Annotated in this window: 22 protein-coding genes and 1 tRNA gene; 1 reads left to right on the top strand and 22 read right to left on the bottom strand. The window is 41.7% G+C overall.

Going from position 1 to position 24,724, the window contains the following annotated elements; translation table 11 throughout:
• Positions 1 to 55: 55 nt before the first annotated feature.
• The 5 genes from C5Z25_RS11560 to C5Z25_RS11540 form a co-directional block, all read right to left on the bottom strand.
• Positions 56 to 2,194, bottom strand: coding sequence for a transglycosylase domain-containing protein (locus tag C5Z25_RS11560; RefSeq protein ID WP_105452708.1), 2,139 nt, complete (start codon positions 2,192 to 2,194; stop codon positions 56 to 58).
• A 213-nt stretch (positions 2,195 to 2,407) separates the two neighbouring features.
• The gene (locus tag C5Z25_RS12750) at positions 2,408 to 2,530 is read right to left on the bottom strand and encodes a hypothetical protein (protein WP_105452707.1); all 123 of its coding nucleotides are present in this window, start codon (positions 2,528 to 2,530) and stop codon (positions 2,408 to 2,410) included.
• A gap of 111 nt (positions 2,531 to 2,641) precedes the next feature.
• Positions 2,642 to 3,106, bottom strand: coding sequence for an arginine repressor (gene argR, locus C5Z25_RS11550; protein WP_105452706.1), 465 nt, complete (start codon positions 3,104 to 3,106; stop codon positions 2,642 to 2,644).
• Between the two features lie 137 nt (positions 3,107 to 3,243).
• Positions 3,244 to 4,365 carry an aminotransferase gene (locus tag C5Z25_RS11545; protein WP_105452705.1) on the bottom strand — a complete coding sequence of 374 codons (1,122 nt, stop codon included), beginning with the start codon at positions 4,363 to 4,365 and terminating at the stop codon, positions 3,244 to 3,246.
• Positions 4,366 to 4,432: 67 nt separating this feature from the next.
• A complete protein-coding gene (locus tag C5Z25_RS11540; protein WP_105452893.1) occupies positions 4,433 to 4,984 on the bottom strand; it encodes a LysE/ArgO family amino acid transporter in 552 nt (183 codons plus the stop codon).
• A gap of 215 nt (positions 4,985 to 5,199) precedes the next feature.
• Between C5Z25_RS11540 and C5Z25_RS11535 the strand changes: the two genes are divergently transcribed.
• On the top strand, positions 5,200 to 6,654 hold the full coding sequence (locus C5Z25_RS11535) for an aminotransferase-like domain-containing protein (RefSeq protein ID WP_105452704.1): 1,455 nt from the start codon (positions 5,200 to 5,202) through the stop codon (positions 6,652 to 6,654).
• 163 nt (positions 6,655 to 6,817) lie between these two features.
• Here the strand turns inward: C5Z25_RS11535 and C5Z25_RS11530 are convergent, their stop codons facing one another.
• From C5Z25_RS11530 to cysC, 17 genes are all read right to left on the bottom strand, one after another.
• A complete protein-coding gene (locus tag C5Z25_RS11530) occupies positions 6,818 to 7,753 on the bottom strand; it encodes a DMT family transporter (RefSeq protein ID WP_105452703.1) in 936 nt (311 codons plus the stop codon).
• A 322-nt stretch (positions 7,754 to 8,075) separates the two neighbouring features.
• A complete protein-coding gene (locus C5Z25_RS11525; RefSeq protein WP_105452702.1) occupies positions 8,076 to 8,318 on the bottom strand; it encodes a type II toxin-antitoxin system RelB/DinJ family antitoxin in 243 nt (80 codons plus the stop codon).
• Positions 8,319 to 8,470: 152 nt separating this feature from the next.
• On the bottom strand, positions 8,471 to 9,124 hold the full coding sequence (locus C5Z25_RS11520; protein WP_105452701.1) for a TetR/AcrR family transcriptional regulator: 654 nt from the start codon (positions 9,122 to 9,124) through the stop codon (positions 8,471 to 8,473).
• Positions 9,125 to 9,194: 70 nt separating this feature from the next.
• Complete coding sequence (locus C5Z25_RS11515; protein ID WP_105452700.1) at positions 9,195 to 10,355, bottom strand: ABC transporter permease; 1,161 nt, start codon at positions 10,353 to 10,355, stop codon at positions 9,195 to 9,197.
• Positions 10,333 to 11,076, bottom strand: coding sequence for an ABC transporter ATP-binding protein (locus C5Z25_RS11510; RefSeq protein ID WP_105452699.1), 744 nt, complete (start codon positions 11,074 to 11,076; stop codon positions 10,333 to 10,335). The genes C5Z25_RS11515 and C5Z25_RS11510 overlap by 23 nt, the downstream gene beginning before the upstream one ends.
• 249 nt (positions 11,077 to 11,325) lie before the next feature.
• The gene (locus C5Z25_RS11505) at positions 11,326 to 11,643 is read right to left on the bottom strand and encodes a hypothetical protein (RefSeq protein ID WP_105452698.1); all 318 of its coding nucleotides are present in this window, start codon (positions 11,641 to 11,643) and stop codon (positions 11,326 to 11,328) included.
• A gap of 75 nt (positions 11,644 to 11,718) precedes the next feature.
• Positions 11,719 to 12,198: a hypothetical protein gene (locus C5Z25_RS11500; protein ID WP_105452697.1), complete on the bottom strand. Its 480-nt coding sequence runs from the start codon at positions 12,196 to 12,198 to the stop codon at positions 11,719 to 11,721.
• A 249-nt stretch (positions 12,199 to 12,447) separates the two neighbouring features.
• Entirely contained in the window at positions 12,448 to 14,439 is a 1,992-nt protein-coding gene (locus tag C5Z25_RS11495; protein WP_105452696.1) for an ABC transporter ATP-binding protein/permease, read from the bottom strand.
• 178 nt (positions 14,440 to 14,617) lie between these two features.
• Complete coding sequence (gene argS / locus C5Z25_RS11490) at positions 14,618 to 16,306, bottom strand: arginine--tRNA ligase (protein WP_105452695.1); 1,689 nt, start codon at positions 16,304 to 16,306, stop codon at positions 14,618 to 14,620.
• A 264-nt stretch (positions 16,307 to 16,570) separates the two neighbouring features.
• Complete coding sequence (locus C5Z25_RS11485; RefSeq protein ID WP_199774914.1) at positions 16,571 to 17,044, bottom strand: GNAT family N-acetyltransferase; 474 nt, start codon at positions 17,042 to 17,044, stop codon at positions 16,571 to 16,573.
• A gap of 68 nt (positions 17,045 to 17,112) precedes the next feature.
• A tRNA-Gly gene (locus C5Z25_RS11480) sits at positions 17,113 to 17,183 on the bottom strand.
• 62 nt (positions 17,184 to 17,245) lie between these two features.
• Positions 17,246 to 17,491: a DUF2187 domain-containing protein gene (locus C5Z25_RS11475; RefSeq protein ID WP_105452694.1), complete on the bottom strand. Its 246-nt coding sequence runs from the start codon at positions 17,489 to 17,491 to the stop codon at positions 17,246 to 17,248.
• Between the two features lie 68 nt (positions 17,492 to 17,559).
• Entirely contained in the window at positions 17,560 to 18,951 is a 1,392-nt protein-coding gene (locus C5Z25_RS11470) for an MATE family efflux transporter (protein WP_105452693.1), read from the bottom strand.
• Between the two features lie 241 nt (positions 18,952 to 19,192).
• The gene (locus C5Z25_RS11465) at positions 19,193 to 20,971 is read right to left on the bottom strand and encodes an SLC13 family permease (RefSeq protein WP_105452692.1); all 1,779 of its coding nucleotides are present in this window, start codon (positions 20,969 to 20,971) and stop codon (positions 19,193 to 19,195) included.
• Positions 20,972 to 21,256: 285 nt separating this feature from the next.
• The gene (locus C5Z25_RS11460) at positions 21,257 to 22,999 is read right to left on the bottom strand and encodes an aryl-sulfate sulfotransferase (RefSeq protein WP_105452691.1); all 1,743 of its coding nucleotides are present in this window, start codon (positions 22,997 to 22,999) and stop codon (positions 21,257 to 21,259) included.
• Between the two features lie 163 nt (positions 23,000 to 23,162).
• The gene (locus C5Z25_RS11455) at positions 23,163 to 24,095 is read right to left on the bottom strand and encodes a DHH family phosphoesterase (protein WP_234002745.1); all 933 of its coding nucleotides are present in this window, start codon (positions 24,093 to 24,095) and stop codon (positions 23,163 to 23,165) included.
• Complete coding sequence (gene cysC, locus C5Z25_RS11450) at positions 24,088 to 24,723, bottom strand: adenylyl-sulfate kinase (protein ID WP_105452689.1); 636 nt, start codon at positions 24,721 to 24,723, stop codon at positions 24,088 to 24,090. Before cysC ends, C5Z25_RS11455 begins: the two co-directional genes overlap by 8 nt.
• Position 24,724 lies beyond the last annotated feature (1 nt).

The raw sequence follows: 24,724 nt of genomic DNA, 5'->3' as shown, positions 1-24,724 counted from the left end.
TATGGGTCCTAACTATTTTAGCATTTTTGAAAGCCCTTGAATAGCCTTAACCCGACTAGTTACCAATCAATTTTTTAGCCTGTGAGAACCAATTTTTAGCCGTACTTTTAACCGCTTTACCCACTTGTCCGGCACTATCTTCAACATTATTCCAAACTGAGCTACTGCTATTACTACTGTTACTATTAGCCGCTCCTTGTTGTGCCAACGTTGCCGCATCGGTCGTATCGAAGCTGGTATTCTTCGTATTCGGTAAGATATTCGTCATTTCATTCTTGAATAATGCTGACAATTGATTTTCTGATAAACTCTTCAAGTAATGGGTACTATTAGTTGAGTCAAAACCTATCCACGTTGTGACAACCACATCCGGCGTATAGGCAATCATCCACTGATCTTTCGTCCCAGAACCAGTACTATAATCCGCCTGCGTACTCCCAGTCTTACCAGCAATCTTATACCCATAAGGCTTCGCTGCCGCCCCGGTCCCGCTATTATAAACTCCCAGCATCATACTGGTCATTTTCTTAGCAACACTGGCTGACATGACACGTTTACTACTGGTCTTCGTGTTATCGACAATGGTCTTCCCGCTTGCATCTACAATCTTGGTAATAAAATGCGACGTCGTTTTCTTCCCACCATTGGCAAAAGCGGTATAAGCACTCGCCATTTGCGCTGGCGAAACCCCCGTCGTTAAACCACCAAGCGCTAAGGCCAGATTATCATCCGACTTAGTCACTGGCAAGCCAAACTTTTTAACAGACTTGTAACCTTTATTGACCCCGATTTTATTCAACAACCAAACGGCCGGAACATTCATACTTTGGGCCAAGGCCTGATACATCGGTACTGAAGTCGAATAAATATTATCATAATTTTTCGGCGCATATTTATTCGACCCAAATGTCTGTTGCTTATTGGATAACGACGAATCGTAAGTATACCCACTTTCCAAGGCTGGCGTATACACCGCTAACGGCTTAATCGTCGACCCTGGCTGCCGCTTAATCTGAGTCGCTCGATTAAAGCCCCGGAAAACATGCGTCCCACGTCCACCAACAACAGCTAAGACGCCTCCCGTTGTCGGATCAACAGCGATTGAGGCCCCTTGCACCTTCGTCCCATCACTTGCATTATCCGGGAATAAGGTACTATCTTTGAAGGACGTTTGCATCTGCGTTTGATCATCTTGATTAAGTGACGTATAAATCTTATAACCACGATTCATGATATCAGATTCACTTAACCCGTACTTATTAATCGCTTCATCAACGACCGCATCAAAGTAATAGGGGTAATTATAGCCACTATTATAATGATAGTTATCACTCAGCGTCATCGCTTTTTGTGAATAAAGCTGATACTGACTTTTAGTTAACTTATTATTATTAACCATATTATTTAAAACAACATTTCGCCGTGCCGTTGACGCTTTGGGATGACTAATGGGGTCATAACCACTTGGTGAGCTTAACATACCTGCCAAAGTTGCGGCCTGATCCACAGTCAACTCGGAAGCCGAGACGCCAAAGTACTTTTCGGCCGCATCTTCCGCACCCCAAACCCCGCGGCCAAAGTAAGCATTGTTGAGATACATGGCTAAAATCTGTTGTTTCGAATAGACATTTTCAGTTTCAATCGACAAGAAAATTTCACGCAATTTTCGTGAGAAGGTTTGCTGCTGAGTCAAGTACGCGTTTTTTACCAATTGTTGCGTTAACGTACTCCCACCACCACTGATGTAATTGCGCCCAAGCGCTTTATTCATCACTAATAGTAAAAAGGCCCGCCCAATACCTTTAATTGAAAACCCATGTTCTTTATAAAAATTACGATCTTCCGTGGAAATCACGGCATTTTGTAAATTTGTCGAAATCTGACTCAAATGAACGTAGGTCCCTTTTTGAGAATAGAGCGACCCGGCTTTTTTATTATCGGTATCATAAATCACCGTGGTCTTTTCTAACTCAGCCTGTAAGTTCCCAATCTTAGCCGTTTTAGCTTCAAATGTAAGATAAGCGCTCCCGACTAAAATAATACTGAGCACTATAATAATGAGCCACCGAGTAACTTGCCGCCGGTGCCATTGATAGCCAACCACTGCGGCAAAACGTTGCCAATATGGGTGTAGCCAGTGACCAATAATCCGTAAGCCGGACTTGATAGTGGCCCAAAAACCATTTTTTTGCATAATCTTCCCCTTGTTCAGAAGATAACCGACCCACCATCAAAGGCGACGGGTCGCGGCCATTGATCATTATCATGGCGCTAGTTATCTCCGTTACTTGTTAATTCTCAATAATTGTATCATAAATTCAATTATGCTAACTAAATCGCTCAAAGTTTGACAAAATCTTCAAAAATACCCACTAACAAAAAAGCCTGAGTGGATTAACTCAGACCATTATTTCCGGCGGACACCACGTCGGCTCGCATTCAATTCGTTTTGTTGCTTCTTAAACTTTTCAAAAGTGGCATCCCGTTGTTTTTGATTTTTCCGGGGGCTTTGTTTTTTCGTTCGTTTCATCTTAAACACCTCCACCCCTAATTAATTAGGTAGGTCAACTATACCGTGAACTAGGCCGAAATGCAAAAAAGACTCCCGCCTGACAGGCCGTCGTCTTAATCACTAATTACTTTAATCTTCATCCGTTTGCACATGACTCATTAGTAGGTCATGCAAACTCTTAGCTACCGTTACACTAGGACTCACAATAAAAATTGTATCATGTCCTGCTAACGTACCACTCACTTCTGGTAACTTCAAATCATCAATAATCGCTGCCAATAAGTTCCCATTACTCGGCAACGTATGAATGATATTCATAAATTCAACGCGATCAACACCAGTCACCACTTCATGCAGACTTTCAAATAACCGATCTTGTTCATTCTTATTATTTGCTTTAAAAATCATGTATCGCGCCTGACCACTTTCGTCTGGCGACTTCACAATTTGCATTTCACGGATGTCCCGCGAAATGGTCGCTTGCGTCGCTGCAATCCCCTCAGCTTTGAGTCGTGCCATCAAATCTTCCTGCGTCGCAATTGGATATTGATGAATTAATTGTTCGATTACAGCTTGCCGTGCCGTCTTCTTCATTCCCGGGACCTCCCCTGATAAATTATGAATACATTATAGCAAATATTCACCTAGCAAACTACGTTATGGACTTAAAAAGCATATTTTCACGGTTTTTAAACCGGAAAATATGCTTTCAAATTGAATAACTATTAATTTCATTTATCATAGCGACGTAAAAATTGACTCAATTTTGTCAACCCGGTTTTTAACGTTTGGGTATCGGTACAATAGCCCAAGCGGGCATGTCCCGGCCAATCAAAGCGAGACCCTGGGACTAGCAAGACCCCTGTCTCAGCCAAAAGTTCACGACAAAAAGTTTCATCATCAATCGGGATGATCAACTTAATACAAGAAACTGAGATGGCCTGTGGTGCGATCAACGTTACCCGCGGTTCTTGCGCAACCCAAGTCGTTAATAGGGCTAAATTACGAGTCACAATTTCACGATTTCGTTGTAAAATTTCAGCTCGATGTTGTAAGATCAACACCGCCACTTGATCATTGAGGACCCCACCACAAATCATTGTATAATCGCGATACTTTCGAAACAACTCGGTTAATTCAGTTGATTGCGTCGCCGTCCAGCCCGTTCGAATTCCAGGCGCCGAATACGTTTTCGATAGACTATTCACTGCAATGCCCTTTTCGTAAAGATCAGCAATCGAGGTGAACGGCGTGTCATCTAAGGGTTCATAAACTTCATCAGCTAAGACATAAGCGCCCACTTCACGTGCTAATGCCACCACTTGTTTTAACAAGGTTGCGTCCAATAAACTCCCGGTCGGATTGACCGCATTATTCAACAGAATCATTTTGGTTTCCGGTCGGATCAACCGTTTCAATTCTGCAATATCTGGTAACCATTGCTGGTCCTCATGAATGTGCCAATAATCAACGGTCGCCCCTAATGACTTTGGCATATCGTATAATTGTTGATAGCTCGGATACAACGCAATCACATGATCGCCAGATTCAATTAAACTATAAATTGCCAACTGATTCGCACCTGTAGCACCATTCGTTTGCAGGATATTTTCCGCCGGCACCTGCGTATACAGGTCACTAACGAGCTGTTTAAAGGCTGGTGAACCTTCAATCCAACCATAATCTAAACGCGTTTGATTGAGTTGGGCATAAAATTGTTTGCCTTGATGCCCATCCAAAGCGACGAGTTCCGCCATTGATAAAGCGGCAATTGAACTTTGACTAATATCAGTCGTCGCCTGTTTTTCATATTGATTTAACCAAGACTCAACCCCAAAACCAGCAATTTTCATCTACTCATCGTTCCTCTCCTGAAAAATCCAATACGACTAGCATACCGATTGTTTCAGTTGGCTGCAACTATATTTTAGTGATGAAGGTCGCTATTAATTTAACACCATATAGCATAATGACAATCCCACATAAGCGATTAACCCATAATAAAACTTTTGGTTGCATTAAATGCTTAAACCGACTAATTAAGCCAGTGAGTCCGAAGAACCAAGCGATTGATGCTAGGATGACGCCCACCATAAAGGCATGCGCTAAATTACCTGTCAGTGAGACTCGAAAGGCGCCCAATAAAACAGAGCCATCAATTAAAGCTTGCGGATTTAACCAAGCCACCGAAAAAGCCGTTACAATCGTTGCTTTATACGAAAAGCTCGTAGTCATCGTTCCCATCGCCACTGTTTTTTGTCTGACCAATCCCCAACCAATGTAAAAGACCAGTAAACTGCCAATTAATAACACCGCTAACTCTAACCACGGAGTCGTCTGCAATAACTTGCCGACGCCATAAAAACAGGCTAGCGATAGAGACGTGTCAAATGCAATCACAATTAGTGCCACTTGAAAGGCCCGCTTACGCGGTTGCTCGATAGCAGTTGAAACCACGAATAAATTCTGCATCCCAATCGGTGCAATGTAGACAATCCCAAACAGGAGGCCTTGTAGAAATACTTGTAACAAATTTCCATCTCCAATCCAACCAATTAAAAAAGTCAAAATTGTGTTTTGGCTTAATTGGCTTTAATTCATGAGATGATTATAATAGAGCTAATGAACATTGTCCCCAACCAATTCTTAGTTTTATTCCCAACCATTTAAGGAGGTTCTTAATTAACATGACGCCAATCAAAATTAACTGGCAGCCTGATAAAACGACTACAACTCCAATTTATCAGCAAATTACGGCTTTTTTCCAACGCAAGATTGCCAATGGTGACTGGCCCGTGGGCGCTAAATTGCCGGCCCAACGAAAACTTGCAGAACAGTTCGACGTCAACCGAAGCACCCTGATCACCGCACTCGATGAGTTAATCGCAGTCGGCCTAATTACCAGTAATCCTGGCTCTGGCATGACTGTTTCTGGGAACCATTGGTCGAGCTTATTAGCTGAACACGTCGACTGGACCCAATACGTCAAAGCTGGTCAATTCAAGCCTAATACGCATGCGCTCCAAAAAATCAATCAATTTGAAACGGATGATATCATCCGCCTCAGTACTGGTGAACCAGCCCCCGACCAATTTCCACAAGCCCTATTTCAAAAGGCCTTTGACCATCTAGGCCGGCACTTAACTAGCTTAAATTATACGGAACCCGCTGGAATTTTAGCCTTACGGGTCCAAATTGCTCGCCACCTCGCTAAAGTGGGCATTCAGACGCAACCTGCGAACATACTGATTACTTCGGGATCGTTACAGGCACTACAATTAGTCTCATTATCACTATTTCCTAAGAATGCGACCATCTATACAGAAGCACCGACCTATGTTAAGTCACTGCAAGTCTTTCAGTCAGCTCATACGCAACTATCTGGCGTACCGATGGATAGTCAAGGGATGGCTTACTGGCAATTAACGCCACCTAGTAACGGTTCCCAAGCTATCATGTACACCATTCCAACTTTTAATAATCCCACTGGCATTGTCATGAGTGCTGAACGCCGTCAACAAGTTTTGACGTTTGCCCAAGACCACCAAATACCAATTTTGGAAGATGCTGCTTATCAAGATGTTTGGTTTGACCACCAACCGCCACAGCCGTTAAAAGCCATGGATACGACAGGTAACGTTATTTATTTTGGCAGTATTTCCAAATCACTGGCACCCGGGTTACGACTGGGATGGACGGTAGCTAGTCAACCAGTCATTGATCGCTTAACCGACGTCCGGATGCAAACAGATTACGGGGCGAGTTCCTTATCACAACTCGTCCTCGCTGAAATTCTAGCTAATCCGGATTATGAGACTTACCAAGCAAACTTCCGCGCCGTCCTAGCGCAAAAAGCCAGCGCGGCTCAAGCTATTCTGCATCGCTATTGGGACAATGGGATTGCAACGTGGCAAGCACCGACTGGTGGCTTTTATTTATGGGTCCGGTTAGCAGATCACATTAACATTCCCAAGCTATTCGACCTTGCCACCACTCACAACGTCCTCTTTAATCCGGGCAACATCTACGATTTCCAGCCCAATCAGTCGATTCGCTTGAGTTTTTCATTTGAAACTACTGAACGCTTTGAACGTGGCATTCAAATTTTGACCCAATTGATTGAACAACACTTTCCTGCCTAAAGTAATTTTTAAATAACTAACGAAAATTCAACTTAAGCTGACTTCAATTGCTAGGTAATCAAATATTTTACACCCACTATTTGGTTATCATAAAAAGACAGCTAATAGTAACCAATTTAGGTTATTATTAGCTGTCTTTAATTTATGACCTGTTTTTCAATTTTTAAAACAGCCGAATTAGAGCCACGCCGCCAATCATCACAACTAAACCGAGCACTTGCATGACGGTAATCGATTGCCGCTTAGCCCCTAACCAACCAAATTGATCAATAAGCAAGCTCCCAGTAATCAAGCCGACCAACACAATGACTACGGCCAAGCCCGTGCCAACCATTGGAACGAGATACACGTTGCCTAGCACATACAGTGACCCAATCATTCCACCAATCCACATCCACCATGGATTAGCCTGCTTAGTGGGCCGACTTAAGGTTAAGGTGGGGCGTAAGACTAGATTAATTAGCACTAGCGCAATCGTCCCAAACAAAAATGAAATCAACGCTGCTTTTAAGCCAGAATTCAAGACTTGCCCCAAATGCCCATTGACAGCTGTTTGAGTAGCACTAAGCATCCCGGCACCAACCCCTAATAACCGCCAAAACCAAAGGCCACCACCAACTTGATTAGTCCGTGGTTGGTGGCGGGTCGTCAGCCATTGACTAACTGCCACCGTAATCACAACCCCTAACAAAACGCAGGCAGCTCCTAATAGGCGCACACTCGTTAAAGGTGTCACTCCGGAATAGAACCAGCCAAAATTATCAATTAATAATCCCATCAAAATTTGACCACAAACAGGCATAATTACGGTCTGGACGCTACCTAATTTAGGAAACAATAAAATATTTCCAGTAAGATAGACCACCCCAAATAAGCCTCCCAGCCATAGCCACCACGGCTGACTGACAAATAATTCATTGGAGAACCAGATTGAATGATCTACGCTTAAAGTGATGAGTCCTAAAAACACCGTACCAATCGCAAAAGAGATTAACGACGCTAAGAATGGTGAACCGACTGATTGCCGTAACCGTGAATTAATACTGGTCTGAATTGGCAACCCGATTCCAATTGCGATTCCAATCATGACCGCTAACATCGTGTCACCTGATACTTATTTAAAAATTTAACTGCCATGTTTAGACGCTCCCACGTTGCTGAATTTATTGCTAGCAGTATTGTACAATACATCGCTTGGAAATGAAAAGCATGCTCCTCGACTGGCTTTTCACCTAACCATCTTTTAATTTTTCAAATTCCGCTGATGACACTATCAAGCTAATTTTATCGAATTTCTGATTTTAGCAAATATTAACATCCTTAATGACGAAAAAACAATTGCTTCAAGAATTTTGTGATTTCTTACAGCAATTGCTTTTTATTCAAACTTCTGTTCAATAAAATTAAAATCAAAGTTCGTCTTATCCCAAGAGCGCTTTTAAACCTTCTTTAGCATTGTTATATTCAGCATAGTCTGTGCTGGCTAAAGCCGCTTTAAGACGTTCCGTTGGTTTTTCAATTCGGAATGGTAGTCGTCCAGTTGAAATGGTTGCTGCTACAAAAAGCTGAAAAGCTTGTTCCGGCGTTAAGCCTTGCACTTTAAAAATATCTTCAAGTTCGTGTACAGTAAATTGATCTAACTCAATCGTAACCTTTCTACTCATCCCCCCACGCTCCCTTTCATCATAATATTCGCTCTGCAAAAACAATATAACTCGTTGGTGATTTCTCTGAAAAGTGTAGCAACCTAAAAATCCATATTCTTTTAAGCAACAGGACTATAATTTCAATATTAGTCTACCTGCGTAAAAAGTACTTAGCCTTTAACTGGCGTTAACCCCCGAACTAAAAATTCAGCCGCCTCTTGACTGGCCTGTTCAGTATCAAAATCAGTTGACACTCCTAGCAACTGTGGTGCAATATAACTTGCGATCGTACTGGCAATATAGCGACCAATTCGTGGCAACGGCCAGTCAACAAGTTGCCCACTTTCCTGAAACTTATTAAATAATTGTCCAAGATCACCAGTCAATAATTGTTGTAATCTGGCTGCCATGGTTTGAATGATTTTCGGATCACGACTCATTTCTTGAATAAAAATCTTAACTTGTTTTTGATTAGCCAAAGCAAAATCCATTCGATCACGACTCACATACGTTACAAATTGTCGAAAATCATTAAATTGATTACTATCAATTTCGGTTACAAACTCTGTAATCGCCAGCGGAATAATTTCAGCGACAAAAGGTTTCATTAAGGCTTCTAGAATGCCTTTTTTGGTTTTAAATTGTTTAAAAACGGTCCCTTCCGAAACCCCCGCCTGTTTAGCAATTTCACCGGTACTGGTCTTATCAAAGCCTTGTTCGGCAAACAAGGTTAGGCTGGCCCGCAGAACAGCTTGTTGTTTTTCAGATAGGTTTGATGCTTGCAACGTCCGTTCGAATAACACTTCAAAGTTATTAACTTGCATTATTTGTTCCTCCGTTCAGACTTAAAAACACACTTTAATAAGCATACTACAGTCTTAATATTTATTAAACTTACCGGTAACGTCGCATTACTAATAAATTCAGACCTAAGAACACCGCACTAAACACTACCAAAATACCAATATTTGGTAACACATCCATTAACTTAGCACCCTTAATCACGACTGCGCTCATACTAGAAGCCCCATAATACAACGGCATAATATAGGTAACCGGTTGTAACCAATCGGGTAAGGAACTAATGGGAATAATGCCAGCAAAGAAAATCTGCGGAATCGCAACAATTGGAATAAATTGAACCATTTGGAACTCACTAGCCGCAAAACTAGACACCAAGAGCCCTAAAGTCAACGCCACTAACGCTAACATGACATTAATCAACAAGACGGTCCAAATGCTCCCTAAAATCTGGATTTTAAAGACCCCCATCGTAAAGAGGACAACTAGTAACGTTTGTATTAATGCAAAGGTGCCATAACCAATTAAATACCCAGCTAAAATTTCACCACGTTTAACGGGGGTTGCTAATAACCGATACAAAGTCCCCGTCGTCCGTTCGCGTAATAGCGCAATCCCAGAAATTAGGAAAACAAAGAAGAAGACAACAAACCCCATCATAATCGGCAAGAGCGTATCAAAGAAAGTCGAATTCTTACTTCCATAAAGATAATGATAGGTCGGATGATACGACGTCGTCCCTTTAATTTTTTTCGTCGTACGACTGGTCTTCGTGGCTAGTGTGCTGACTCCTGCAGCTTTAGTTGCCGTGGCTAAAGTACGTTGTAATCTTTTTATCGCAACGGCTTGCGTTTTAATCGTCGTTGCCGCCACTTTAGTTTTTAATTTAATTTGTGCAGCTTGTAAACTTTGTTTAACCAAGGCCGCTTTAGTTTGGTCATCATTAGCCAACGTAATCGTTAACTTATCACCCGTTTGAGTCATCATTGCATCATAATTATGAGTGCGAATGAGCGCCTTTGCGGACTTTTTAGTCGTCACCTGATGAATCTTAATATGCTTCCCTTTAACAGCCGAAACTAAGGTGCTATCGACATTCCGAGTTGCTAGCGATGCCGTCGTTGTCGCATTACCTTGAAATAAGAAGTAAACTAATGACAAAATAAATAATGGTGCAATAAACATTAATGCAATTGTTCGTTTGTCCCGTAACATTTCACGGAAAACTCGTTTAATCATTGCTGCTGTGCGCATCTTGATCTCTCCCCGCTTGTAAGAATACTTCCTCGACTGTCGACACTTGATACTGTTTGATTAAGTCAGCTGGCGTACCTTGTGCAATTGCTTCACCGCCGCGAATCATCATTAATTGCGTGGACTGTTCAGCATCTTCCATCACATGAGTCGTTAACAAGATTGTCTTGCCTGCATTCGCAATCCGATGTAATTCCCGCCAAATTTGTTGCCGAAGCTCGGGATCAATTCCCACGGTCGGTTCATCCAGAATTAGAATTGGTGGATCCGCCAGCAAAGCAATTGCAAGTGACAATCGGCGCTTCATACCACCCGAATAATCCTTAACTCGGCGATCTAATTGTGGGATTAAATTCACAATTTTAGCGGCATAAAGAATCCGTTTTTTGAGTTCAGCTGGTCGCATGCCCTGCATTTCACCAAAAAAAATTAAATTTTCACGTGCTGATAAATCCGCATATAACGCATCACTTTGAGCCATATAACCGATTTTTGCTAACATTTTTCGGTTGGGCATTAGTGTGTCCAATAAAGTAACCCTACCTTGCTTCGGCTTTAACATGCCCATAATGGTCTTAACCAGGGTAGTCTTACCGGCACCACTAGGCCCAATTAAACCTAAAATATCGCCATTTTTCAAAGATAGATTGATGTCTTTAATAATCACGGTCTTACCATAGCCTTGTTGTAACTCACTCACTTTAATAATTTCTTTAGTCATCCGACACACTCCTTCAAAGCTAGCCTATTTTCAAATTAGTGAGTAATCAGTCACTCACTAGTAAAACCAATTATACCCATTTCGACGCAACTGTCAACTTTCTGCAAAAAAACGCATGACTTAAAAGTCAATTCGGGTAGTTTAACCAAAAATCGGCGGTCATTCCAAGAAAACAGAATGACCGCCGATTTCAGGTTAATGCTCAAAACGTTAATCTTTTTATCGAGAAATACGAGTTATGTCCCGGACTCATTCAATCGTGGATGCATAAAAAGAAGAATCTCGATAGCTTCCATAATTTTGACCATTCATAAGGCTAATTCTAGGCATATCAGTTTTACGGTATTTTTGACGATTAAGAATAAGTATATTTTCGGCTATTTTTTTCATTGTGGGTTCATAAACTTTACCAGTAAGAGGTAAATTAGCTTTTAAAAATACTCGTAATTCATCATCTAAATCAAATCTTACAGATTCGTTTAGATTAGAACGTTGTACGCGTGCAATACCGAAAGCGTTTGGCATTGCCATACCTTCCTTAATAAAAATTTCTTTGAATGTTTTCATGTTTAACATACCTCCTATTTGGTTCAAAGAGTAAGATACTCTTAAACCTGTTAACTAAATAATAAAAGATGAACATCATCTTTTATTTAAAACTTCATGCTTATAGTAATAAAACACAACCAATTTTATGACGAAATTTAATTGAAGATTACGTTGCATGTTAGCTGGTTTCAATTCCCACTGTAATCGCTCTAGGCCCTCCAGTATATCTGTACCTATCAAAAATCTAGGCGTGGTACTTCCAACATCTAAATCTCCAATTTCCTTCTTTGCAGTTTTTTTGCATTCTTCCGATATAACTGACCAATCAGAAGGGGATAAATTTGAACTCATACAATAATTATAAGCAGCCTCCAACAGGCTACCACTAGAGGCGGTTATGGATAATGTAGGAGAGTAATTTTTAAATTCGTCATTTTCACGAAGCAAATCTTCATACTTAGTAATTAATGATTCTTTTATGCCTTTCAATTGTTCTTCATGAGTTGCTATTAAATCATTCAACCACTTCTTTGTTTCATATGCTAGACGTACTGTCTTATAGACTCGTGGCATTTTCTCACCGCTTCCTATTTAAAATAGTGTAAAAGTAGATTACACTATTACAATAAGTGTTTATTGGAAGATTGTCAAGAAAAAAGTTGTAGAAAAACATGTCTGAATTATTCTATTTTTATCAAAGAAAATCCATATTACAATTCTAAAAGTCTTGATATAACTGGATATTTGAGTATAACGGTAGTGCCAATATTTTAAAGTTATTGCTCACAAATAGCCTAACTTTTGGCCCCACTTTTAAAAGACCTATTCTGCTGCTAATGCGGTAATCGGATTCAAATTAGCTGCTCGCCGTGCTGGCAAGATGGCCGCTAACCAGGCAATCACTAACGCAATTACGACAACTAGCCCTACATCAATCGGGTGAATCTGAATGAACTGATAACCAGCAATCCGATATAAGATATGGTTGAGACCGGCACCAACACCATACGCAAGTCCTGTGGCTAACATAGCACTAAACCCGCCAATCATTAACGCTTCGCCCGTGAACAACCGCCGAATATCCCGGCGACTTTCACCTAATGCCCGCAAAATTCCAATTTCTTTCATACGCGCACTGACAGACATAAACATTGTTACAACAATCATCAAAATCGAAACCAATAATGAAATGCCCGCAATGGCCGCTAAGATGGTCGTTGCTAACGTCACATAGGTATTAACCGTATCCAGAGCTGCGGCAATACTGGTTGCGGCAAATTGGGGCTTACCATTCACCTTTAACCGATTAATAGCGTTCACAACAGTTTCATTTTGTTGCCGTCGCGTAATTCTGACGGTTACAAAAGTCGGTTGCTGATTAACATTAACTTGCGCACGCATTGCTTGCATCGTCGCATAATTAACGGCATTTAAACCGGCACCAGCCGTACTATCTGCAATTCCGGCTACTGTTAATTGACGTTGCACCGTGACGGGACGACCTTGCGCATTAGTCGCTTGATAACTAACCGTCACCGATTTGCCAATTAACTGCCGCCAATTTTTAGCCGACCATTTTTGTGCAATTGTACTCTTATCAACGACAATCTGATTATTTCCGGCCACTCGACCAGCTTTTAAATTTGCCGTTTGATCAGCACTGGTCCACGTCGTTAATTGCGGTGCCGAATAACTAGTGCCCGCAATCTTAATCATGGCATTACTTGCCGCAATCCCCGGCTCTAGTTTCACCACCTGCGACAAATCCCGCAACTGTTGTAATTGAGCCGCTGAAAATGTCGGCATATGCGTTGCAATACTCCCAGCCGCTTGTGGATCGGCTTGGGCAGCGAACTGTTCTTCTTGGTCCTTAGCACTATTAACATACCGCATGACTGTAATGGATTGGGGATCAACTAATGAATTAATTTGATGATTGATGTAACCTTTAAGACCATTTCCTAAACCGGCAAATAACAAGACTGCAAACAACCCAATCGCCGTTCCTAAAACAATTAATGCGTTCCAACTTAACGTATGACGAAAATGTTTAAATGCCGTCGCCAATGAGACGCGCCATGGTAAATTTCGAGCCGTTAATCGTGGCTGGGGGTTAACGGGCGCCAATGCTGTTTTCAACGCCGTATCTGCGACAATTTTGCCGCCTGTCAACTGAACCATCCGGGTCCCAGCCTGAGCAACAGTCGTCGAATGGGTGACACAAATCACTAAGCGCCCACTCGCTGCAATCTTTTGTAAGATTGCCAACACTTCTTGCGTATTTTGCGCATCTAAAGCCCCCGTCGGTTCATCTGCAATAATAAGTTGTGGATCACTTGCCAAAGCCCGGGCAATCGCGACCCGTTGCTTTTGCCCACCTGACAGTTGTTGCGGGTATTTCTTTAACTGATCTTGTAACCCCACCTGAGTCAGCAAGTCCTGCGCACGCGCTAACCGTTCCGCATGTTTTAACTGGGTCATATCCAGCGACAACATCACATTGTCTAACACGGTTAGGTGACTGATTAAGTTATAAGCCTGATAAATATAGCCCACCGTGGCGCGCCGATATTGATCTAACTGGCGATCATGACGATGGTCTAAAAGTTGACCTTGTAACCGCAGTTCGCCGTCAAAATCACGATCCAAGCCGCCAATAATGTTCATTAAGGTTGATTTACCCCCACCAGATTCACCTAAGATGGTCACAAATTCACCCAAGTTAAATTTTAAATCAATCCCATTCAAGACGGGATAAGCTTGCTTACCAATATAATAAGCTTTATGAATCCCATGTAATTCTAAGTAACTCATCTAAAACCCCCACTTTTCCCTGCATGCAATCTCAGCTCAACTTAAAGCTTAGCACTGCCATGAACCGGGACGGGTCGTAAACTTTTAGTATCGAAAGTTACCTAATTAGACCCTTAAAATCAGTGGACGCTAAAAAGTCGTTTGGGAAGCACTCCCCAAACGACTTTTCGACTAACACTTACATTTCGTCAGGTGCTTTAACACCTAATAACCGTAACGCTTCTTTCAAGACGATGCTAACACTCTTAACCAAGGCTAAGCGTGCTGGTAATTCAGCATCTTCCACTAAAATTTTAGTATTACCATAGTACTTATTGAATGCTTTAGCCAAATGAATCGCATACTTGGCAATGACAGATGGTTCGTAGTCATCACTGGCCCGCACAACGGTCGCTGGGAACTCGCTCAATAACTTTAAGGTATCCCAAGCGGCTGGATCCGCTAACTGTTGATTAGTGGCGTCAATCGCTGGACTACCGGCCTTACGCAAGATACTTTCAGCCCGCGCATGTGCATATTGGACATAAGGACCCGTTTCACCTTCAAAACGTACCACTTCTTCTAAATTAAAGTCAAAACTATTCATCCGTTCGTTCTTCAAATCATGGAAAATAACGGCACCAATCCCGACTGCATCCGCAACCGCATCCTTATTAGCCAAATCTGGATTTTTCGCTTCAATTTGTTGATGCGCTAACGCAACGGCATCATCTAGCACCTTATCTAACAAAATGACCCGACCACTCCGCGTCGATAATTTCTTACCGCCTTGGGTAATTAAACCAAATGGGATGTGGTGGATTTGATCAGCCCAATCAAAGCCCATTTCTTTTAGCACAGCCTTCAACTGCTTAAAATGGTTGGTTTGTTCATTACCGACCACGTAAAGTGATTGGACAAAATCATAAGTCCGCTTCCGATAAACGGCCGCAGCCAAGTCCCGAGTAATATACAAGGTGGCGCCATCAGATTTTTTAATCAAGGCTGGATTCAAGTCGTATTTGCTCAAATCAACCACTTCAGCGCCTTGGCTTTCATGCAATAAATCTTTAGCTTCCAAAATATCGACAATTTCCGCCATTTTATCATTGTAGAATGCTTCACCCTTGAACGAATCGAACTCAATATCCAAGCGTTGGTAAATTTGTTTGAAGGCTTTTAACGATTCAGACCGGAACCATTCCCATAAATGAGTCGCTTCGGCATCTCCATTTTCAAGCTTTTTAAACCACTCACGCGCTTCATCATCCATCTCAGGATGGTCGACATCTTCTTTATGAAAACGCACATAATATTTCAATAAATTATTAATGGGATCGGCCTTAACTTCAGCTTCACTCCCCCACATTTTATAGGCCGTGATTAGCTTCCCGAATTGGGTCCCCCAGTCACCTAAGTGATTAATTTTAACAGGCTTATAATCAATTTTACTTAAAATATTGGCCAATGAATTCCCAATGACCGTTGACCGTAAATGGCCCATTGAAATCGGCTTGGCAATGTTGGGTGATGACATATCAATCGGCACTTGGCCTTGATTCCCAATACTTGCCGCCCCAAAATCAGCGCCAGCCGTTAAAATTTGACCTAAAATATCAGCTGAAAAGGCCGTCTTCTTAAAGAAGAAGTTGACATATGGGCCCATGGCAACCACTTTTTCAAAGTTACTTTGATCCAACTTTTCAACCAAAGCGGTCGCAATCAATTGTGGCGCTTGATGCATAGTTTTAGCTAAAGTAAACGTTGGAAAAGCTAAGTCACCTTGTTTTGATGTTTTCGGTTGTTCAATCTTTTCAGTAATTTCAGCCACTGATAATGCTGGTAATGCGGGTGCTAAAGCCGCCGCAACTTGTTGTTTGTAATCCATATTGTCCTCCTTGAATTTGAGGGTCACAAGACAAAAAAAGCCCCTTACATATTCTTGAAACATGTAAGAGACGAGATGACCCGCGGTACCACTCTAATTGACGTTAAGATCCACTTATTATCTAATTGTCGTCCTCAAAAGTGCGCTTCAATCAACCGTCTGATTCGGCTCCCATCACCCCGAACTCGCTTGCCAGTTAGCTGACTTACTTTTCTTTCTCATAAGACGTTTTACATTTTAAACCATGCGCTAGTATACCAAATATTACACCGTTTGACTAGCATCAGTTCCAGTACCGACCTTCAAAATCATATCTTGGTGCGGAATGCCGTCCTCTAAATAAACTTCTGAGACGGGAACAAACCCAAATGACCGATAAAAGCGATCCAAATAATGTTGCGCTTGAATATTAATCTGTTGCGTTTGGGGCCACAACTGCTGAATCGTCGCAATGGCTTGCCGTAATAACGCTTGGCCTTGACCAGCGCCACGCGCAGTCGCTCGCACGACAACGCGCCCAATGCGCGCTTGCTGCTGCGGCTCAACCATTAACCGCGCATAAGCCTGTAATCCAGCCGGAGTAGTGCCTAACAAATGTACCGCCGTTAAATCTAAATCATCCACATCTTGATACGGACAAGCCTGTTCAACCACGAAAATTGCCACCCGTAATTGATAAATGGCATTCAACTGGCGTGGCGTTAGCTCATCAAACTTAATCGCTTGAAAAGTCATCATGAGATTCCCTCCTAAATAAAAAAGCTAGCAACGTCGAGTGACATTACTAGCAACCGTATTATTAATGAAGCGGGTGACGAGAATCGGACTCGCGACTCAAGCTTGGGAAGCTTGTATTTTACCACTAAACTACACCCGCGTTGACAACAGAAAATAGTATAGCATATATTTTCAGTGTTGTCATTGAAAAAATTAAAAAATTTAAGCTTCTGAGTCAGGAACCTCAACGGGAGCCGGTGCGGCCTTAATCATCTTGATATCCGCCTTACGTACAACTGCCCGATGATTATATTCATTAACAATTGGTGCATCTGATTTGTCGAACTCTTTGATTAAAATTAAAACTGAATTTTCGTAGACCTTTTCAATTTCACCACTAAAATCATGTTCAAGTGAAGCAAACTTTTTACCTTGGACGTAATCGCCAATTTTTAATTCCACAGCCATTAGAAAACTCCTCAATTCAAATTAATACCACATACTAGCAAATTCCCACTTGAGTTGCAAGTAAAAGATTAGTTTTTGGACACAACTTCAACTGTTGGCGTCGTCGGGGTAGCGCGCGTTTTTTCGTCTCGCGCCCGTTGATGCAGCTCACGGACGGCTTGTAAATAAGCTGGTAACAAGACTGCGACGGACCCTAGCCAAGCTAACGGTTCTGACGCACAGGCACCGGGATAGGCAAAGAAACGGACTAAAATTAACGCTGCAAAGACTCGCATAAATAATTCAGCCGCACCCGCCAAAGTTGGAATAGCACTGCGGCCTAAACCTTGGAGTGTATTCCGCATAATGAATAACATTGACAGTAAAATATAAGTACTCCCAATGATATTAAAATAAGTTTGTGATAAGTTTAGGACCGCCATATCTTGGTGCCCAACGAAGAGCCCGACCAATTGCTTGCCCCATAAAATTTCGATTAATCCTGCCGCTACACTAAAGCTGCCGGATAACCACATGGTTTGTCTTACCCCTTTGATAATGCGTTCATACTGATGGGCGCCAAAATTTTGCGCCGCAAAGGTGGCCATCGTCACCCCAAACGACATTAAGGGTTGCGTCGCTAATTGGTCAATCTTTTGGGCCGCAGTAGTGGCCGCCACCGAGTTAGTCCCCAAGCTATTTAACGCTGCTTGTAAGACAATTGTCCCAATCGCAATAATTGACATCTGAAATGCCATTGGTAATCCCACTCGAAGATGCCCTTTAAGTTCAGGCAGCCGCAAGTTAAAGTGCCGGCGACCAATGTGTAATATTGGCACTCGCATGATGATATAAACCACACACATCAAGCTCGCAATTAATTGCGCGAGAATCGTCGCCCACCCGGCCCCAGCAATGCCCCAATGAAACTCTAAAATAAAAAGCAATTCCAGACCAATATTAATCACTGAACTAATCATTAAAAACCATAACGGTGTCCGACTATCACCGAGCGCACGAATGATATTAGACAGTAAGTTGAAGGCAATTGGTGCCAACATGCCGCCTAACATGATTTGTAAGAAGGTTCGCGCATCGTTAATAATATCGGTCGGTGTCTGCATTAAGACTAAGATATGGTCAACAAAAATTAAGGACACAATTGTTAAGATAATCCCCACGACCAAACTAACCACGATACTAATGGCAAAACTACGCCGGACAGCTTTAAAATCTTTGGCACCATAGTGTTGAGCCGTTAAGATTGATAAGCCGGCGGTTAAGCCTTGGGCAAACCCAATTATTAAGAATTGAACACTCCCAGTTGATCCAACGGCCGCTAAGGCTTTAACACCCAAAGTCTGACCAACAATCAACGTATCTGATAAACTATAAAATTGCTGAAAAATGTTACCGATTAATAATGGAATCGTAAACCAAAAGATTAGTTTTAACGGGTTCCCCTTCGTTAAATCGTTCATTTTTACGCTCCTTTCATTAGGTGAAGTTGTCGCTAAGAAAGCGTTTTCTTTTTTAAACGATTCCTAAGCAAACTTTGCCAGTATACCAACTTTATCATCGTAATACTAGTCATTTATTCTAAATTATTAAAGTTCTTGTTTTTATAACAAATTTGCCGCCATATCAACTATTTAAAAAGCAAAAAACTGCTGTCAATCCGCAAGGTTTCCCTTGAAGATCAACAACAGCTTGCACACCGTTCTAGACGAGATAGAGATAATACGTCACAAAAACGCAAATCACCATACAAATGAGATTCAATGGAATCCCAACTTTGAAGTAATCAGTAAATTTATAATGACCGGGACCATACACAATCAAATTGGTCTGGTAGCCGATTGGTGTTGAAAAGTCAGCCGTCGCCGCAATCGTAATTAGCATGACGAGCATCATCACAGGTAAATCCACAATTTTTGCGGCCGAAATTACAATGGGAAACATTAATGAAATTGCAGCTGCATTTGACAAAATCGCCGTTAAAAAGTTCGTCACAAAGTACAGCAAGAACATAAACAAAATCGGCGTTGATGTCCCTGCCACGTTAACTAACAGCTTCGCAATATATTTATCTGCGCCCACATTGGACATCGCTAACCCTAAGCCATAGCTACTGGCAACGAGAAATAAGACATTCATATCGACCGCCTTGACCACATCCTGAACCGAGACACATTTCGTTAAGAATAAAATCACGCAGCTCACTGCCAAACCAACAAATAGTTCAACAACGTTCATGGTCGATAAAACAATGGTCATGACTAATAATAAAATTGGTAAAATATCTTTGTAACTATTTTTCTTTTGTTTGTTTTTAGTTTTTTCAACATTGAATACCTGTACATCTCGCATCGCTTCTAATTGTTCCGGTTCGTTTGTGGTAATTGCAACCAGATTATCGCCTGCTTTTAATGTAATCCCGCCAATTTGCTCATGTAACTTCACAGCATTACGATGAATGGCAACGATGACACTCCCATAGACATTCCGAAAGTTGGCCGATTTCACACTCTGGTTGATCAAACTCGAATTATCCGGGATTGAAATTTCAACTAATCGTGCCCGTTCATTCGTAATATCCGCCATATTAATTTTTTCAGTACTGGGAATCAATCCTTTAATCTGTAATAGATCATTAATGCAATTCACAGGACCTGTAAAATAAAGCCGGTCCCCTAGACGCAAAATCGTATCATCTGTAACGGGGACAATGGCTTGACCTTCGCGATTAATCGCCGCTAGATAAACATTGGTTAAATGGCGCAATTTGGCCGCTGCGACCGTCCGATTCAAGTAATTAAAATCCGTCCCAATCGACATTTCAATCAGATATTCATTGGGCGTTTTGACCACTTCATCGATTGAATTGCCTCGATAAGTCGGCAATAATTTATAACCAATCGTCACCAGGTAGACTAGACCCACCACGGTAATTGGAATCCCGACGACAGCTAAATCAAAAATACCAAATTGCTTCAAATTATACTTAGATAATAACCCTTGCGCCACCAAGTTAGTCGACGTTCCCAAAACCGTCGTTAACCCACTTAAAATCGTAATATACGATAATGGAATTAAAAATTTCGAAACCGCGAGCCCTTTTTCTCGGCACCAGCGTTGAACCATGGGGGTCACCGTTGAAACAATCGGCGTATTATTCATAAATGGTGAAATGACTCCGACACTCACTAGTAACTTTAATAATGATAGCCGTTCATTTTTGCCATTTCCTAAGATTCGATTAAATAGGTTCGTGATGACATCACTTTTTGCAATTGCATAGGCCACAATATACATTAGCGCAATCGTCGCTAAGCCATCATTAGAGAATCCTGACAGGGCATCCGTTGGCGAAAGAATCCCAACGAACATCAGGAAACTTAAGGCACACAAAATCACTGCGTTGGGCGTCGTAATTTCTAGTGCCATCAATACGAAGGCAACTAATAAAGTTATTAAAACAATGGCAATTTCTAGGGTCATACGCATTTCGCTCCCATACTCAGCTTAGTTTAGATGACATGTTACTCGCAAAGCTGCCATCGTCGAAAAATGGCTTAGCGCTTTATCAACATGCTTTACATTGTAGGCTTGTAATGTGAACGAATTAACGACACAGTGTGAATTTATTCGATAATAAATTGTCACAACTAGGTCGTTTATGATTTTTTTTTGAATAAAGGTTGAAACAACTAAATTTTGATAAAAAAAGTCGATTTAAAGCCCTCATAATCAGGCTTCAAATCGACTTTTCACATTTAAACAGGGTTATTCATTAATCCCATAAGCATGCTTAGTGGGATACAGTGAGAACCGTTCAGCACGATAAACATACCCGCCACTGCCAAGATTCGTCAACTTCACATTAAAGACTTCTTGTTGCGTCTTTTGATCATATTCAATAATATTAGCGGCTTTACCACTATCTAACCAGCCAAAGTCAATCAGTCGATTAGTCGCACTCAAGTAACGGTTAGAGCCAATGATATCGGCAAAGTTGGCCTTGCCTAACGATTTTCCATAGCTAGCCACTTGCTTAATGGTCTTCGTCTTTTCATTGATTCGATATTCAACCCCCTCAGAATACTTTCCTGATGAAGCGGCTAAGGACTTTTTAGTCGTCCCAACTGCGATATTATTGTTAAAAATCAAAAGATTCAAGGAATTTTTATTCTTCAACGTCGTTGGATTGACGATAGCGGCATGTTGACCACCTGGCCAGGCAATCTTACCACTCGCCTTCAATAAATATTTCCGGTACGACTTCGGCCAAGCCGAGCGCTTTTTACCAGACAAAATCCATTGAATTTTTTCCGTCTTATAATTAATCTTCATGACTAAATTCTGGTTTCGACTAGAGATAATCAAACTATTGTCCGACTTCGTATAATAAACTGAATTTTGATGGAACCAATCCTTTTTACCCATATACTTATTTGAACTGGTCGCATTATAGGTCGTATAGAATTTCGCCGGTAATATTTTTTTCAAATTGATGACTTTGATAATTTTACCCGTCCGATGTGAAATCACAATCATCGTATCTTCCACATAGGTCCGACCACCATCAGATACGGTGGCAATCAAGTCCCCATTGGCTAACTCCGTCACATCATGATGGACTTGGTTATGATTTTGCTTCTTTGAGCCCTTCGTTTTACCCCAAGCCTTATGATTGAACTTGTAAGTCTTGTAGACTTTTCCGGTATAATCCATTTCAACTAATTCATCAAAATATGAATGACTACTCTTTGATTTCGTCCAAATCAATAAATGCCCATTCGTTAATTGCTTAAAAATATGCGACGTTGGTTTCGTGGTATACCAGCGAATTGCCCCATCGGCATCAAGTCCAAAGGTAAAGTTCTTCGCTTGGTTCTTCCCAGAAATCGTCGTCCGCACCATAAACGTTAACTTCGAGTTACCAGTGCCCATAACCATCTTTTGTTTGTTCGCTTTTTTAACATTGATTTTTACACTGGTTAATGAGCTCGGCAGCTTAGCTGTCTGCAAATGAATCGTTTTCGACGTGCTGGAGCCATCTTTATAGGTCACCTTCACGTTCACTTGATTATTGGTATTTGCATACAGTCCTAACACTTGCAGCTGGTGATGGGTTGAATACTTACTTTGCGTATTCGTAATTGAAGTTGCTTTGCTTTTACCAACGACAGTATAACTAATTTTAGCCACTTTGGTAGTTTGAAAAATCACTACTGCCGACAACGGCGAGGTGCCATATGGATTGACCTTGGTATACATGTTATTGATTGTGTACTGCTCATTATTTACTGCTTTTTTCAAAGTAGCCTTCATACCTGACTGCGATTTAATCTCATTAGTCACCAACCGAGTATTGATATCTTTCTTAACCGCTTGATCGGATCGAATGTTACTCGTCGTAGTCTGCTTAGTGGTAGTTGTTGACTGATAGTGCTTGTAGCCATAGCCGCCACCAATTGCCACTAAAACCACCACGATTACCGAAATAATTATGCCTTTTTTTCGCATTTCGCGCTTTCCTCCTAATATCTCCCAATATAATTTTTCATTATTTAATACAACCTTTATTATGCTTTAAATTACCGCTAAAAACCATTTAAACCCCATAATTTTATTACGGGGTTTAAATGGTTAATATGATTAGTTAGCTCACAGAAATGCGTTTGAGTAATCAACTTTCTTTTTTCATGAGCACCTGAACATGCTGAACCACCGATTGGACCGTTGCTAAATCCGGGATAAACGCCCCACTGGCTAGCGGATGACCGCCACCATGATAAACTTGGGCAACTGAATCAATCGCAAGTGATTTAGACCGGAAATGTACCCGATATTGACCATCTGGTTGTTCGATAAATAATAACCAGACAGCGACATTAGTCAACTGTCCCGGTAATTTAACAACCGCATCTTCTTCACCGGGTAACAAGCCAAACGCCGTTAATTGGGCCTGAGTTAAAATAACTTGACCTAATCCAGCTGCATCCACTTGAATTTCACTTAAAACGTAGCCAAATAGCTTGCTCAATGCTGGTGTCAAATCCATCTCGTGATGGCTGACCTTCGCCACATCCACACCAACTGCAACTAAGTCGGTAGCAGTCTGCAATGTTTGCGCCGTCGTTTCAGGGGTTGAAAACCGGACCGTATCACCGATAATTCCCGCATACAATTGCGTCGCCGCAATCGGTGTCACCGTTAACTGGGCCGTTTGCGCGAGCCTAGCAATTAATTCCGCACAACTTGCCACTTGCTCATCAACCCAATTCAAATCACCATAAGGATCACGATTAGGATGGTGATCAATTTTGATGACTGGCGCGCCTGCCGGTAGTCTACCATCAATCCGCTTTTGATTCGCACAATCAACCACAATCACTAAATCATCGGCAGTGGCCGTGATGGTTGTGGATATTGGTTCACTCAGCCACTGAAGAGCCGGCGGAACTGCCCCCATCGCCATCACCATTTTAGCTGGGAAGGTTTGTTGGAGCACCGTGACTAAACCAAATTGCGTGCCAATCGCATCCGGATCAGGATTCGTATGCCGATAAACAAAAATTCGATCATATTTTTTGATAGTCGCAATAATTGCGCTAATCAATAGCTTCAAAGTCCTTGGCGTGATCTAAATCAATATAATCATTTTCATGTAAATAATCCAATACCTGAGCAACAGAAGCTGCTAACGGTTGCTCAGCAGTATTAATCGTAATTTCTGGATTAACTGGCGCTTCATAGGGCGCATCAATACCTGTAAATCCAGTGATTTCACCACGCCGAGCTTTCGCATATAGCTGCTTAACGTCGCGTTGTTCACAAACTTCAATCGGCGTATCGACATAAACTTCGATGAATTCATCCGCCGCTAATAGCGCCCGGACCTTATCTCGATCAGCACGGTAAGGCGAAATAAATGCGGTCAACGTAATCACCCCGGCATCTACAAACAGTTTTGAAACTTCACCAATGCGACGAATATTCTCTTGCCGATCATCTGCTGAAAAACCCAAGTTACTATTTAACCCAAAACGGACATTATCGCCGTCCAAAACATAACTACTGATTTGTTGATTAAAAAGCTGTTTTTCGACCTCATTGGCTATTGTTGACTTTCCTGAACCGGATAACCCGGTGAACCATAGTACGGCACTCTTATGACCAATCAAAGCTTGCCGCTGGGTCTTGTTAACTTTTGAATCCTGCCACGTAATATTTTCAGATTTAGTCATA

Origin of the sequence: Lactobacillus sp. CBA3605 (assembly GCF_002970915.1) — a bacterium.
Classification (GTDB): domain Bacteria; phylum Bacillota; class Bacilli; order Lactobacillales; family Lactobacillaceae; genus Lactiplantibacillus.
This window is presented reverse-complemented; position numbering and strand designations above follow the sequence as displayed.